Below are 13,348 nucleotides of genomic sequence, written 5' to 3'. Positions count from 1 at the left end.
AAGCGAAGTTCCCGATGTTTCAGGTTAGATCGCAAGGCGATCCGGGACACCCGCAATCGCGTGCGAACGGGCGACAGCCGGTCCCATATGAGCGGAGAGACGCGGACGATGCAATTGCAGCAACCAGAGCGGCAAGAACAGGTGAAAGCGCTCGATCTGGCGTGCTTGCCGGGGGTCGAGCGGCAGGCGCGCCGCAACCTCTTGCGCACCCGCCTGCTGAAGCACTTCGATCAATTGCGCGCGCACGGCGGCCAGCGTCGTGCGAGGCACCTTGTGAGTTCGTTGCGAGCAATGGGCGAGGTAGAGCTGCATCAGCGTCATTGCCCGTTCCACCGGATCGGGCACGCTGCTGCCAGTGGCTGCGGCGGTGCGCGTCACGCGTGCAAGATCGAGCAGGCGCGCCTGGGTCCAGGGCAGGTCGGCGCGCTTCGCCATTTCGGCAAACGCATGTGCGGTCTCCTGCATCGCGACGCTGCGCGGCACATTCACACCACCCGACTTGTGCTTTCCAATACCCTTGCTGTCCTGATTCGAATCGTGATTCGACTGCGACCCGCCTTGCTGATTTCCACGCTCGCGCGAGCCGACCTTGATCACCAGGCTCTTCGCTTCGCGCGTATAAGCCCGCAGCACCATCGTCTCGGTTTCCAGCGCCGCTTCGCTCTGGCTTTCCTCGGGATTTTCGATGTCGCCCTTGCGCCGCGACGTCGACTTCCTCGCGGTCGTCGGGTGCCGGCGATGCATGACCATCAGCTCTTCGAGCTCGGCGCTGTGGTGCGCTTCGCCGGGCTCGATTGCCTGACCTGTACGCCTGCGCTTGTTCGCTTGCGCGTTGGCGGCTTGCGTAGCCGGGTTGGTCGTCGGCGGGTGAGCGTGGATGCCGCTATGGTGGTGATGGACTTTCATTGGAAGATCGTCCGTGTGACGGATTGCGCGAACTGGAGGATCGCGGACGCGCCCCACGGCGCGAACGCGAGGATCACCCCCGTCACGATGATCAGCTTCGCCACCTGCGAGATGCTGCTGTCCTGAAGCGACGTAATGGCTTGCAGGAACGAGATGAGCAGACCCGAAACGGCCGCCGTTGCAACCACCGGCAACGAAATCAACAGGCAGAGTGTCAGCGCGCTCGTGGTGAGGCTCACTATGTTTTCGTAGTCCATGGCATCACTTGTAGGTGGAAACGAGCCCATGCAGCAACATCGACCAGCCGTCCATCACGACGAACAGCATCAGCTTGAACGGGATCGCAATGTTGGTCGGCGTAACCTGCGACAAGCCGAGCGCCATCAGGATATTGGCGATCACCAGGTCGATCACGATGAACACGAGATACAACAGAAAGCCGATCTTGAACGCGGCGGTCAACTCGCTAACGGTGAACGCGGGCGCAAGCACGATCAGATCGTCCTCGTGCACCTTGTCGGCGAGGTTGGGCGGCCAGATCTCCCTGACCGAACGCATGAAGAATGCTTTTTCACGGGTACCCGCGTGCTTGACGAGAAACTGCCGGAAAGGCTCGCGTACCGATTCGAACATCTGCATCACTTCTCCGGTGCCGTCCTGCTGTGCGTTCTGCGCGGACTGATACGCCTGCATGCCGACGGGCGCCATCACGAAGCACGTGATGATCAGCGCAATCCCGTTGGTGACCGTGGCCGGTGGGACCTGCTGGGTGCCGAGCGCATTGCGCAAAAGTCCGAGCACGATCACGATCTTCGTGTACGACGTGACGACCATTGCGACGAACGGCAACAGCCCGAGCGCGAGCAGCGTGATCAGCAGTGATGCGATGTTCAGATTGGGATTCATGCCGTGTACGTTTGCCGTGCGGTTACGCGCTGCCGATTCGGGAGACCTGCAGACCAAGATGCTCGCCGATCGCGACGAGCCGTCCGGTGCCGATCGTGCGCCCGTGGACGACCAGCCGCACTTGCGCATCTTCCAGCGCGATCGGCAGTTCGAGCAGATAACCCGGTTGCAGTGTCGCCAACGTGCGCAGTGGGAGATCGAGGGTGCTGATCTCGAGATGGACGGGGACGTCGAGCTCGTCGAGCGAGCCGATATCGGGTTGCGCGCCGTCCTCGGCCGGTTCGTCTTGCAGAGTCGCGGTTGAGTCGAAGGCTGCGGAGTCGAAGGCTGCGGAGTCGAAAGCGTGTTGGGTCATGGTCGGTTCGGTGACAAGAGTGACACGGCTGCCTTGAATTTCGACGGACGCCGCGAGCCGCGATCCTGCTGGCGTGCCCCACGACATAAGCGCGGCCATAGGCCCGCCATCGGCGCTCGGGTAGGCGGTGTTCCAGCCCAACAAAACATCGCGCGGACGTAACGCGTTCAATGTTCCAGTCGAGCAGGTGCGTTCTGCGAAGCGCAAACGGCCGGACATGCGCAGATCCAGGAAGGCCGGATGAAAATCTGTCGATGTTGGTGTAACAGCTTCAGTGCGAGCTTTCAGTTCATCGACCAATCCGGCGGGCACGCTGGTCAGAACGCAATGAAGCGGTGGGATCGCGCGGTCGAAGATCAGCGGCAGTCCGGCTTCCAGTTCACGCGTATCGGCTTGCGAATTTTCATCGCAGAGAACGAGATCGGCTACACGCAATGACTCGATACCGTCGCGTCGCGCGGGTTCCATCTGCGCGTTGAGCCACAGGTTGATCAGCGCCACGCGGCGCGCGGTGTTGCTATCCGACGCGATACTTTCCAATGCGGGGAATCGCTGCGTGTCGAAGATCACTTCGACCGTGCCGTAGTCGCAGAGAAAACTCAGCCGCGCGGGACGAACGAATGCATGGCCAGGTTTTTTCCCTGCGCCTGCCGTGCCGGGCTTCACGCCAGATATTCCGAACAGTGCGTGCTCCTGCGCCTGGCATAACACGCGAGACAACGCCGCTAGCGGCGGCGAGTATCGGGTGAGGCGATTGTTCAGTTCATCGAATTGCTGCATCGCGATTTGATCCATTGTGCAGAGCGGCTGCCGCTACGCGGTGACCGCAATGCTAGTCGGCCGTTTTACGCGCGATTCGAGCCGCGCAGCCAGTCCGTCGGCATGGGTATAGATTAAGGTGCGTGAAGCGAGCAGGGGACTCTGGAAGCGAAGCGACAAGCGCGACCGCGAAATGCTCACGTGCACAGTGGTTTCGTCGATGATCTTCGGGTCGAGCTTGATCGCCACCGCGCATTCTTCCCGTCCTGCGCTCGCGAAGCTGATCATCGAGGACAGGTGCGCGGTGAGGATCTCGAGCCGCGAATTGTTTTCCTCATGCAAGGTGTCGCTCGACAACATACGGACTTCAGAAGCGAGCGCCGCGTGCGGCATTAGCGGGCGGACACCTCGTGCCGGAAAAGACTGTGCATGTTTGGGGGCGATACGTTTGCGCGCGGACGACAGGTTCGTGTGATCCGGCTTCGGCAGCGATGAGGTCTCGTCACGCTGTGCGCTCTGTTCGGTGGCGCCCAGCGCCGGTCCCTGCGCGATCGCGATCGTGTAGTTCGCCTCGGGCTTTGTCGCATCGGCGGGTTCATCGGTTTGCTCAAAAGCCGCTTGCGAGAATGCCTGATCTTCCGCGGCGTCTGCTGCCGGTCTCCGCGGCTCTGACGCTGCTGTCATAAGACTTCTGAAACGCGCACTGCGCACCGGGTCGGCGGGTGGCGGCTCGGCCTGCGCCGTTGCAGGTGCAACGATTCGCAGAGGCCGGATAGCGGTGGGTTCGTTCGGCATCGCGGCTCCGCGTTCTTAAAGGTGGGTCGGGGAAAAGCGCACAAACGGCCGACGCGGATCAGAGCGTCAGACTGCCGAACAACTGCAGGTCGATCTCGCCGTTGAGTTCCTGAAACGAGTACACGTCGAGCCAGGTCAACCTTCGCTCGATCATCCGGCGGAAATAGCGGCGGATGTCGACGGCGGTTACGACCGCGAGATTTTCCGGCGGATTGTCCGCCACCATGTGTTCGAGACTTTGAATGATCATCTCGACCTGACGCGGTTCGAGCGTCAGATAATTGCCGGCCGGTGTCGGCTTGATCGCCTGACGGATGGTCTGCTCCAGTTCCTGATCCAGCACGATGGCCGGCATCTTGCGCAAACCTTGCGACGCGCGATGCCCGATCATGCGGCCCAGATCCGCGCGAACGTATTCGGTCAACATGATCAGGTCTTTCTCTTTCGGCCCCCACACCACCATGCTTTCGAGAATGGAGCGGATATCGCGGATCGGGATCTGCTCTTCGAGCAGGCGTCGCAACACCTCCGCGATACGCTGCACCGGTAGTGCCTTTTGTACTTCGGCAACCAGACCGGGATAGTCGAGCGTCACACGTTCCAGAATCCATTGGGTCTCCTGCACGCCGACAAAGAGCCGTGCCTCGTGGCGCAATAGCCGGATCACGTGCGCACCGATCATGCTTTCGATATCGACCTCGCCCGGTGTGCTCCCCGATGTGCCTCCCGATGGATCGGCCAGCGTGCCCAGATCGGCCGTATCGACAGGCACGTCGTGGATCAGCACGCTGTACGCGAATCCCGGCAGCGCGTCGGAGGCCCAGAACACGATCCCAGGGAAGGGCAAGCCGAGTTCCTCCACGACTTGCTGCCGGCCTTTCTCGAAGACCTCGTTCAGCCGTTCGGGATTGAGTTTCGCGGCGAGCTCGGTCGAGAGCTTCACTGCAAGCGGCGCCGCGAACGCCGGCGCGACGCGAAGGATGCTGTCGGCGGCTTTCTTGATGCCCTCGCGCTGCAGTGAAGGCAGCGCTTCCTGGTTGGCTGTGCTGTCTGCCCCGGTCTTGCGCCGCACGAGGTAGCCTCCGCCGAAAATCAGCGCGGCCAGCAGCACGAAGATCGTCGACGGAAAGCCGGGGACGAGCGCGAAACCGCACAACAGCACGGCGGCGGTGGAAAGCGCGCGCGAACTGGTGCTCAGCTGCGCGGCGATGTCCATGCCGAGCGAGCGTGGTTTGTCGTGATCGCTCGCCACGCGCGTGATCATCACGCCGGCCGCCACCGAAATCAGCAGCGACGGGATCTGCGACACCATCGCGTCGCCGATCGACAGCACCGAGAACCGCGCCGCCGCTTCGCCGGCAGTCATCCCGTGATAGGACGTGCCCACCACGATGCCTGCAAAAATGTTGACCATCGTGATGATCAGCCCGGCAATGGCGTCGCCTTTGACGAACTTCATCGCGCCGTCCATGCCGCCGTGCAACTGGCTTTCGACCGCCAGCATCGCGCGACGCTCGCGCGCATCCTCGGCGGTGAGGGTGCCGGCGCGCACGTCGGCGTCGATCGCCATCTGCTTGCCGGGCATCGCGTCGAGTGTGAAACGCGCGCCGACTTCGGCCACGCGCTCCGAACCTTTGGCGATCACGATGAACTGAACCGTCGTGATGATCAGGAACACGACGAGACCTACGACGAGGTTGCCGCCCACCACCAGCTGGCCGAAACTCTCGATGATGTGGCCGGCATCGGCATGCAGCAGAATCGATTTCGTCGATGCGATGTTCAGCGACAGGCGGAACAGCGTCGTAAAAAGCAGCAGCGACGGAAACGACGACAGTGTGGTCGCGTTCGGTATGTACATCGTAGCGGTCAGCAGCACGACGCTGAGCATGATGTTGATCGCGAGCAGAATGTCGATCAGGAACGTCGGTAGCGGCAGGATCATCAGCGCGACGACCGCCACGATCAGCGCGGCGACGCTGATTTCGCCGGAATGGCCTGAGAGCTGAAGCTTCATGGTGCTCATGCTTAACCTTGAAATGCGCGAAAGAGGCGAGTGGAGTGAGGTGCTGCGCCGGAGGTGCTCATACAATGCCTGCCTGACTGATCTGGTTCGCCCATACCAGCACTTCGGCGACGCTTTCAAACAGCGCATCCGGTACCGCGTCCTGCAGCGGCACCTTGTACAGCGCACGCGCAAGCGGCGGGTTTTCGATAATCGGTATCCCTGACTGCTCCGCAGCCGCGCGAATGGCTAGCGCGTCGTTGTCCACACCTTTCGCGATGATGCGCGGCAGGCCATGCTCTTCCGGTGCGTAGCGCAGCGCGACGGCGAAGTGCGTCGGATTGACGACGACGGCCTGCGCGCCGTCGATACGTTTTTCCGGCGTCGACTGCGCGTCTTCGCGCGCGATCTGCTTGCGTTTGCCCTTGAGTTCGGGGTTGCCTTCCGACTCCTTGCTTTCGCGCTTGATTTCGTCTTTGCTCATCCGGTGATCGCGTATGAACAGCCATCGCTGGATACCGTAGTCCGCGGCGCCCAGCACGATATAGGCCGCGCCCGAGATCGCGAGGAAGCGCCAGATCATCGTCCACGACACCTGGACCACGTCCATCAGCGGCTGGTAACCCACGCCGGAGATCAGCGGCACCAGACCCGTGACCGCCTTGTAAAGCACGACAATCAGTACAACGGCTTTGATGATCATCTTGATCAGATCGATCAACGATCTGACCGAGAAAATGCGCTTCAATCCCGAGCTGGGGTTGATGGCGGACATCTTCAGTTCGATCGGCTTGAACGATATGTTCACGCCGGTCTGCAACAGCAGCGCGCACGCGGGCGTCAGCAACGCAACGCCCAGGATCGGCAGCAACAGTTCCGCAGCTTGCTTCGCCACGCTGAGGATCGCGGCGAACGGCGCGAAATCCGCCGCGCTCGCGCGCTTCACGTCGAGGCCGATGCGCATCAGCACACGCAGATGGTCGCCCATGCCGGGGCCGGCTTGCGCGAACGCGAGTGAGCTCGCCACCAGCAGTGCCCCCGCGGCAAGGTCCGTGCTCTTGGGCACTTCGCCATCGCGGCGTGCGTCCTCGAGCTTCTTGTCTGTTGGGGCTTCGGTCTTTTCATCCGACATGAACGTCCTTCGTCTGGGCGGCGTGGCCGGGCATCGTTGCCGGGGTGTTCGATAGAGCGCCGGGTCTGCACATGTCGCACGGAGATCGGCCACGTGATTGTGCGACCCGCGATGAGCGCTGTGCGCCGCGACAAGCGAAGCACGCTTCCTTCATGCGAACTTGGTGTGAGCCTGGTGTGGGCATCGTGTGAGCCTGGCGTGAGCTGCGTGCGTCGGTTCGCTCAGTGGCGGCCCGGTTCGCTTGCTAGATATACCGCGCTGCGCCGGTGCCGATAACGTAGCGCCTGAACGAAGCCGACAGCGCGGCTCTTGCACCGAAGGCGCAGAGTCCCACGCCGAGGTACACGCGGCCAGTCCCGCTGTGTTCGTTCATTTCCGTAGCTTCTGCCGCATTCGTAACGAGCGTGCTCCGTTGTCCGGCGCCGCTCTCTGGGGGAAACGTGTTGAACCTGACCGCCTGTCCTGACAAGCTTGTCTCGGCGCTGATAGAACTGCTGGTGACCAGCGTGAACAAAGGTTACCTCGATGAATCCGAGCGCCTGCTCTCGGCGCTGCAATTGATGCGGCCGCGCTTTCGCGAATTGCAGGTCTACGATGTGTGGCTTCTGATCGCCCGCAAGCAGTTCCCTCAGGCCGCGCAGATTCTGCGCACGCTGGAAGGGCAAACGCTGCAGCAGCCGTTTAATGCGTACGTCAGCGCATTGATGGCGATCTGCCTGTTCTCGATGAAAGATCCGAGCTGGCGCATCTTCGCGAACGAAGTGGTGGCGCGAAACGAAGACAGCGAGTCCATCGCACTCGTCAATCTGCTGATGGGCAACAAGCCCGAGCCGCGTGTGAGCGAAGTCGTCGAACGCCCGGTCCTGCAGCAGTTTTCCCACTCCCATTTTTTGCGAGCCTGAGACCATGCTGATTCCGCACTCGGCGATAGCGCCGATTCACGCGATCGAAACCGCGACTCAGGCCGCGTCAAAGGCGGGTACGGCTACAGCGAACGCGGTGCCCCAGGTGGCGCCCGCGACGGACGAAGCCACCGCGAAGTTCAAGGCGTTGATGGACACCGCCAAACTGAGCGCGAGCGCCGGAGCGAATGCGCATCCGCACGATACGGCGCTGGCGAAGATCGTCGCGCAACAGGACGGTGTGGTGGGCGACATCGCGCAGGATATCGAGCGTTTTCAGAAAGATGCGCAGACGCTGAACCCGACCGAATTCGCGGCGCGCTCCGTCGAACTGCAGTTCAAGATGGCGGAGATGATGACGACCATCGAGATGGGAGTGGGCTTCGCGCAGGGCGGCAAGGGCGCGGTCCAGAACTTGATGAAGAATCAGTGAGGCGATGTGATGCGATCGCTATGGACACGTAAGTCGATGCTGCTGATGCTCGTCACGGCCGTGCTGCTGGCCGGCTGCGATAAACAGTTGTACGCGCAGCTATCCGAAGCGGACGCCGACGACATGCTGTCGGTGCTGATGCAGGCCGGCCTGAGTCCGGACAAGAGTTCGCCGGACGGCGGCAAGACGTGGACCGTCACCATGCCCGGCGACGATTTCGCGCAAGCGATCCAGGTGCTGCACGCGCACGGTCTGCCGCGCGACAAATACTCGAACCTGGGCGAAATGTTCAAGAAGGACGGCTTGATCTCCACGCCGACCGAAGAGCGCGTGCGTTTTATTTACGGCGTGTCGCAGCAACTGGCGTCGATGCTCACGCGCATCGACGGTGTGGAATTCGCGAACGTGCAGATCGTGCTGCCGAATAACGATCCGCTGTCGACGTCGGTCAAGCCGTCGTCGGCGGCGGTGTTCATCAAGTATTCCGCCGATGCCGATGTGAGCGCGCTCACGCCGAGCATCAAGAACCTCGTCGTGCATAGCGTCGAGGGGCTCACGTACGACAACGTCAGCGTCACGCTGGTGCCCGGCTCCGCGCCGGCGAACGCGAGCGTGCATTCGCGTGCGCCGTCGCCGTGGATCGTGTGGGGCATACCGCTGCTGGTCGCCGCCGTGGCCGGCGGGTTGATATGGTGGTTCCGCGACGCCGTCGGTACCGCGATGAATCAGGTGCTGCAACGTACCCGCGTAAATCGTCCTTCACCGGCTGCCGCGACTGAGGCGCCATCGCCCGGAACGCCGACGTGAATGCCGAATCGAACGACGCGATGCTGACGCCGGTCCTGAACGCATTGCGCGCCTACGAAACGCGCCTGCGCCGGCTCGATATCGAGTTGCGCGGCGTGCTGCCGGGCTTGCCGCCGCCGGCGGCGACGCAAGGCACGGGTTTCGTCTGGCTACGTGAGCTTCTGTGCCCCAGGCGTGTTCCGGTGGATGCGTTCACGCGCCCCGGCAACCGGCTGGGCGTGCTGGAGCCCGCGTTGCTGCGCCGCGTCCTCGCCGTGCGTGCGTTATATGCGCGCCGGACCGCGGTGCGTCGCTGCATCGACCGCAACGCGCTTGCCGCGATGCGTGCCGCCGTGGGTGCTGCTTCGCTGCTGGCGCTGCAACGTGCCGACACGCACGACGGCGCGACCGCGTTGCCGCTTCCCGCCTCGCTCGATGCGCCGGCGCTGGTCCGGGAAGGGCTGTTGCTGCTGCGCGCGGACGGTTGCGTCGACGATCCGGGCGTATGGCATCTGATGACCTTGCACATTCCACTCGACCGGCAACCCACGGATGGAACCTTGCTCACGCCGGGTCTCGACGGCCCGCTTTTTCTCGAGCGCGTGACAGCGCTCGTACCGGAACTCTCATGGTGATCTGGCTCGACCACGCGGCCCGCGAGGGCTGGTCGCTCGGCATCGATCAGGATGTGCTGAGCGGCGACGAATTTGCCACGCTGATGGATCTCGACGCAACGCTCGTCCAGGCGCGAGCGGACGCCGACGCTTTGCTCGCGGCGGCGCGCGAGGAAGCGTCCGCGATCGTCGAGGCCGCGCGGCAGGAGGCCGACGCGCTCACTGCCGAACTCGACGAGAAATTCGAAAGCAGCGGCCGGCTCGGTTATGCGGCGGGGCTGCAGCGCGGTATCGACGAGATTCATCGAACCATCCAGAGCCGCATTCGAAACGAGCAGCAGAGCGCCCGCATCGCCCAGGAACGGCTTGCGGGTCTGGTCATGAAGGCTGTCGAACAGGTGGTGCTGGAAAGCGATCGCGACGCGTTGTTCGCGCGCGTCGGCGCAACGCTCGCGCGCGTGATCGACAGCGAGTCTTATGTGACGCTCACGGTCTGCGCGCTCGACCATGCGCCGACCCGCCAGATGTTGAAGCAGGTCGCCGAACAGGCCGGATGGAAAGGCGGCTTCGACGTGCGAATCGACCCGGACGCCGCGCCCGGCACATGCATTTGCGAGTGGGATTGCGGCGTGCTCGACGCAAGTCTGCCCGCACAGCTTACGGCGCTGCGCCGTGCGTTGAAACACAACGCGCGTAGCACGACCGCGCCCGCTCCGCAGGCCGTGCCGCAGCCTCGCATCGAACCGCACGCACAAGAAGCCGCGCTGTATTCGAATGGAGCGAGCGCATGAGCACCGCCATGGACTTCCTCGCGCAACTCGACGCATCGCTGGACGCCGTTCCCGCCAGCCGCCAGATCGGCAAGATCGTCGAGGCATCGGGAACACTGCTGAAAGTGGGCGGAATCGATCCGTCGCTGGGAGAGATCTGCGAATTGCGCGACGGCACCGGCAAGCGCCTGCAACTCGCCGAGGTGGTCGGCTTCGACCGGCAGTTTGCGTTGCTCGCGCCGTTCGGCAGCACGGTCGGCCTGTCGCGCACCACGCGCGTTCACGGCAGCGGCAAACCGCTGTCCATCGGCGTCGGGCCTGGATTGCTCGGGCGCGTGATCGACGGACTCGGTGAACCGATCGACGGCGCCGGTCCGATCGAAGCGCTGGCCGAGGCCTCGGTTTACGCCAGCGCCCCCGACCCGATGACACGCGCGCTGATCGAAGTACCGTTCGTCACCGGCATTCGGGCGATAGACGGGCTGATGACGCTCGGCGAAGGTCAGCGCCTCGGCATCTTCGCGCCGGCGGGCGTCGGCAAGAGCACGCTGCTCGGCATGCTCGCGCGCGGCACGAGTTGCGACGTCAACGTGATCGTGCTGATCGGCGAACGGGGCCGCGAAGTGCGGGAGTTCATCGAGCTGATCCTGGGCGAGGCCGGTATGGCGCGCACCGTGGTGGTATGCGCGACGTCCGACCGCTCGTCGATCGAACGGGCGAAAGCGGCTTACGTGGGCACGGCCGTCGCGGAGTATTTCCGCGACCAGGGCTTGCGCGTGCTGCTGATGATGGATTCGCTCACGCGCTTTGCACGTGCCCAGCGCGAGATCGGACTCGCCGCGGGCGAGCCGCCGACGCGACGCGGCTTTCCGCCGTCCATCTTCGCCGAATTGCCGCGCCTGCTCGAACGCGCGGGGACCAGCGCGACGGGTTCCATCACCGCGCTGTACACCGTGCTCGCCGAAGACGAATCCGGCAGCGACCCGGTGACGGAAGAAGTGCGCGGGATTCTGGACGGCCACCTGATCCTGTCGCGCGAGATCGCCGCGCGCAACCGCTATCCGGCAATCGATATTCTGAACAGTCTGAGCCGCGTGATGCCGCTGGTCGTGAGCGACGCGCATCGCGACGGCGCCGCTCGCATGCGGCAGTTGATGGCGCGCTATGCCGAAGTCGAGACTCTGCTGCAAGTGGGCGAGTATCAGAGCGGCAGCGATCCGTTGACCGACCAGGCAATCGAGCAGCACGAATGGCTGGAGTCGTTTCTCAGCCAGAAAACCCACGAATCCACCGATGCCGGCAATACCTCGGCGCTCGTCAGCGAGTTCAGCGGCCAATGAACCAGCGCATGCGGTCGTGGAATGTGATCATCGGCATCAAGGAGCGTGCCGTCAAAAAGGCCGAGGCAGCGGTCGCGCAATGCGCCGCGAACGTCGCCGCTGCGCAGGATGCGATCGCGCAGGCGGAGACGTCGCGGGACGCGGCGTTCGCAAGAGTCGCCGAGGCGGCAACCGAGCTAGCCGAAGCGATGCGCAAACCCGGCGGCTTCACGGCGGCGATTTACCTTTCGCACGAGGCGTCGCGAGCGTTGCTGCTTCAGCACGCCGACACCGCCAATGCGGGTTGCGCCGCAGCCGCGCAATATCTGCAAACGCAACAGGCCGCGCTTGACGAGGCACGGCGCGCGACGACGCGGGCGCAGACTTCGCTCGATGCGTGCCGCGCATTGCGTACGAAGCTTCAGCAGGCGTTGCAGCAGGCCGCCGAAGCCGAGGCCGACGATGAAGCAGCGGAAGCGTCGTCAGGGCGTCAGCTACGGGCCCGCCGCAAGCGCGCCGAAGCGGCTGCAAGAGAGAAATCGCGAGGCGCAGCGGCATGATGGACCTCTCGCCGCTGCTGAATGCGCTGGGCGGCCTTCACGAGAACGTGCAGGGGCTGCTTTACATGTTCGCGCTGTCGAGCATCCGCGTGATGGTCGTGTTCCTGATTCTGCCCGCGACCAGCACACAGGTGTTGCCGGGCCTCGCGCGCGCGGGCGTGACCTATCTGTTGAGCGGCTTTATTGCCGCGTCGCAGACTCCAGACGCATTCGACCATCTCAGTCCCGCCGCATTGCTGATGCTCACCTGCAAGGAAGCGTTCATCGGTCTCGTGATCGGCTACGCCGCATCGACGATTTTCTGGACCGCTCAGGCCGCAGGCGCGTTGATCGACAATCTGGCGGGCTTCAACAACGTGCAGATGACCAATCCGTTGCAAGGCGAACAGAACACACCGGTGTCGAACGTGCTGATGCAGCTCGCGATCACGTTGTTCTACGTCTCCGGCGGGATGACGATGCTGCTCGGCGCGATATTCGATTCGTACCGATGGTGGCCGCTTGCGGACGCGCTGCCGCCCGGCGTGGTGACGGCGAGCACGGCTGCCATGGACTTCCTCGTCAATCAGGGCAATACGGTGCTGTCCACCGCGATCAAGTTATGCGCGCCCGTGATCCTCGTGCTCGTATTGATCGATATCGGTCTCGGCGTGATCGGACGCGCGGCCGACAAGCTCGAACCCACTTCGCTGAGCCAGCCGGTGCGTGGGGTCGTCGGTGTGCTGCTGCTGATCGTGCTGGTCACCGTGATTGCCTCGCAGGTTCGCGCGACGCTGAACATGCGCGGATTCGCGCCTGAGATATCCGGATTGCTAACTAATCACGGACCCAGCGAAAAGCCCAAATAACGCAAATAGAAATGTAATTGAAAGCAAGCGCGTCTAGAACTTTTAACGCCCATATTCCAGTACACGCGATGCACCTTTTACTCCAAAGGGCAGGGCGTTTGCATCACGCCGATATGACGTTTTCAAGGTGCTAGCGAAGTGGAATAAAAGTTGAGAATTTAGGGCAGTATTGTTGAGAATTGGGATGAATCATCTGCGTAGTCTTGAAGGCACGCGCTCGCTTGAATGTGCAGTTTTCAGACCGGCACTGGCGAAGGG

The 13,348-nt window shown here is 63.1% G+C and carries 16 protein-coding genes; 8 read left to right on the top strand and 8 right to left on the bottom strand.

Annotated features, from left to right (window positions below):
* Positions 1 to 24: 24 nt before the first annotated feature.
* From PQQ51_RS01865 to PQQ51_RS01830, 8 genes are all read right to left on the bottom strand, one after another.
* Positions 25 to 906: a hypothetical protein gene (locus tag PQQ51_RS01865; protein ID WP_408494331.1), complete on the bottom strand. Its 882-nt coding sequence runs from the start codon at positions 904 to 906 to the stop codon at positions 25 to 27.
* On the bottom strand, positions 903 to 1,163 hold the full coding sequence (sctS, locus tag PQQ51_RS01860) for a type III secretion system export apparatus subunit SctS (protein WP_408494330.1): 261 nt from the start codon (positions 1,161 to 1,163) through the stop codon (positions 903 to 905). Before sctS ends, PQQ51_RS01865 begins: the two co-directional genes overlap by 4 nt.
* A gap of 4 nt (positions 1,164 to 1,167) precedes the next feature.
* Positions 1,168 to 1,812 (bottom strand): type III secretion system export apparatus subunit SctR, encoded by a 645-nt coding sequence (gene sctR / locus PQQ51_RS01855; RefSeq protein ID WP_408494329.1) that lies wholly within the window; start codon positions 1,810 to 1,812, stop codon positions 1,168 to 1,170.
* A gap of 22 nt (positions 1,813 to 1,834) precedes the next feature.
* Complete coding sequence (sctQ, locus tag PQQ51_RS01850) at positions 1,835 to 2,833, bottom strand: type III secretion system cytoplasmic ring protein SctQ (RefSeq protein ID WP_408494327.1); 999 nt, start codon at positions 2,831 to 2,833, stop codon at positions 1,835 to 1,837.
* Positions 2,834 to 2,980: 147 nt separating this feature from the next.
* Positions 2,981 to 3,721, bottom strand: a complete 741-nt coding sequence (locus tag PQQ51_RS01845; RefSeq protein ID WP_408494326.1) for a type III secretion HpaP family protein — start codon at positions 3,719 to 3,721, stop codon at positions 2,981 to 2,983.
* Positions 3,722 to 3,779: 58 nt separating this feature from the next.
* Positions 3,780 to 5,747, bottom strand: a complete 1,968-nt coding sequence (locus PQQ51_RS01840; RefSeq protein ID WP_408494325.1) for an FHIPEP family type III secretion protein — start codon at positions 5,745 to 5,747, stop codon at positions 3,780 to 3,782.
* Positions 5,748 to 5,805: 58 nt separating this feature from the next.
* Positions 5,806 to 6,858, bottom strand: coding sequence for a type III secretion system export apparatus subunit SctU (gene sctU, locus PQQ51_RS01835; protein ID WP_408494324.1), 1,053 nt, complete (start codon positions 6,856 to 6,858; stop codon positions 5,806 to 5,808).
* Positions 6,859 to 7,102: 244 nt separating this feature from the next.
* Positions 7,103 to 7,231 carry a hypothetical protein gene (locus PQQ51_RS01830; RefSeq protein ID WP_408494322.1) on the bottom strand — a complete coding sequence of 43 codons (129 nt, stop codon included), beginning with the start codon at positions 7,229 to 7,231 and terminating at the stop codon, positions 7,103 to 7,105.
* Positions 7,232 to 7,298: 67 nt separating this feature from the next.
* On the opposite strand from PQQ51_RS01830, the gene PQQ51_RS01825 reads away from it, so the two are divergent.
* From PQQ51_RS01825 to sctT, 8 genes are read left to right on the top strand one after another with little or no spacing between them, the layout of a single operon-like run.
* On the top strand, positions 7,299 to 7,760 hold the full coding sequence (locus PQQ51_RS01825) for an HrpB1 family type III secretion system apparatus protein (RefSeq protein ID WP_408494321.1): 462 nt from the start codon (positions 7,299 to 7,301) through the stop codon (positions 7,758 to 7,760).
* Between the two features lie 4 nt (positions 7,761 to 7,764).
* A complete protein-coding gene (locus PQQ51_RS01820) occupies positions 7,765 to 8,193 on the top strand; it encodes a hypothetical protein (protein WP_408494320.1) in 429 nt (142 codons plus the stop codon).
* A gap of 9 nt (positions 8,194 to 8,202) precedes the next feature.
* On the top strand, positions 8,203 to 9,000 hold the full coding sequence (gene sctJ, locus PQQ51_RS01815) for a type III secretion system inner membrane ring lipoprotein SctJ (protein ID WP_408494319.1): 798 nt from the start codon (positions 8,203 to 8,205) through the stop codon (positions 8,998 to 9,000).
* Positions 8,997 to 9,614, top strand: coding sequence for a type III secretion protein HrpB4 (locus PQQ51_RS01810; protein WP_408494318.1), 618 nt, complete (start codon positions 8,997 to 8,999; stop codon positions 9,612 to 9,614). The genes sctJ and PQQ51_RS01810 overlap by 4 nt, the downstream gene beginning before the upstream one ends.
* Positions 9,608 to 10,384: a type III secretion system stator protein SctL gene (sctL, locus tag PQQ51_RS01805; protein ID WP_408494316.1), complete on the top strand. Its 777-nt coding sequence runs from the start codon at positions 9,608 to 9,610 to the stop codon at positions 10,382 to 10,384. The genes PQQ51_RS01810 and sctL overlap by 7 nt, the downstream gene beginning before the upstream one ends.
* Entirely contained in the window at positions 10,381 to 11,703 is a 1,323-nt protein-coding gene (locus PQQ51_RS01800) for a FliI/YscN family ATPase (RefSeq protein WP_408494315.1), read from the top strand. Before sctL ends, PQQ51_RS01800 begins: the two co-directional genes overlap by 4 nt.
* An 8-nt stretch (positions 11,704 to 11,711) precedes the next feature.
* The gene (locus PQQ51_RS01795) at positions 11,712 to 12,242 is read left to right on the top strand and encodes a hypothetical protein (RefSeq protein ID WP_408494314.1); all 531 of its coding nucleotides are present in this window, start codon (positions 11,712 to 11,714) and stop codon (positions 12,240 to 12,242) included.
* The gene (sctT, locus tag PQQ51_RS01790; RefSeq protein ID WP_408494313.1) at positions 12,239 to 13,090 is read left to right on the top strand and encodes a type III secretion system export apparatus subunit SctT; all 852 of its coding nucleotides are present in this window, start codon (positions 12,239 to 12,241) and stop codon (positions 13,088 to 13,090) included. The genes PQQ51_RS01795 and sctT overlap by 4 nt, the downstream gene beginning before the upstream one ends.
* Positions 13,091 to 13,348 lie beyond the last annotated feature (258 nt).

It is taken from the genome of Paraburkholderia xenovorans (assembly GCF_046030735.1).
Lineage (GTDB): Bacteria > Pseudomonadota > Gammaproteobacteria > Burkholderiales > Burkholderiaceae > Paraburkholderia > Paraburkholderia xenovorans_A.
Note: the sequence above shows the minus strand (reverse complement) of the source record. Positions and strands in the feature narration are given on the sequence as shown.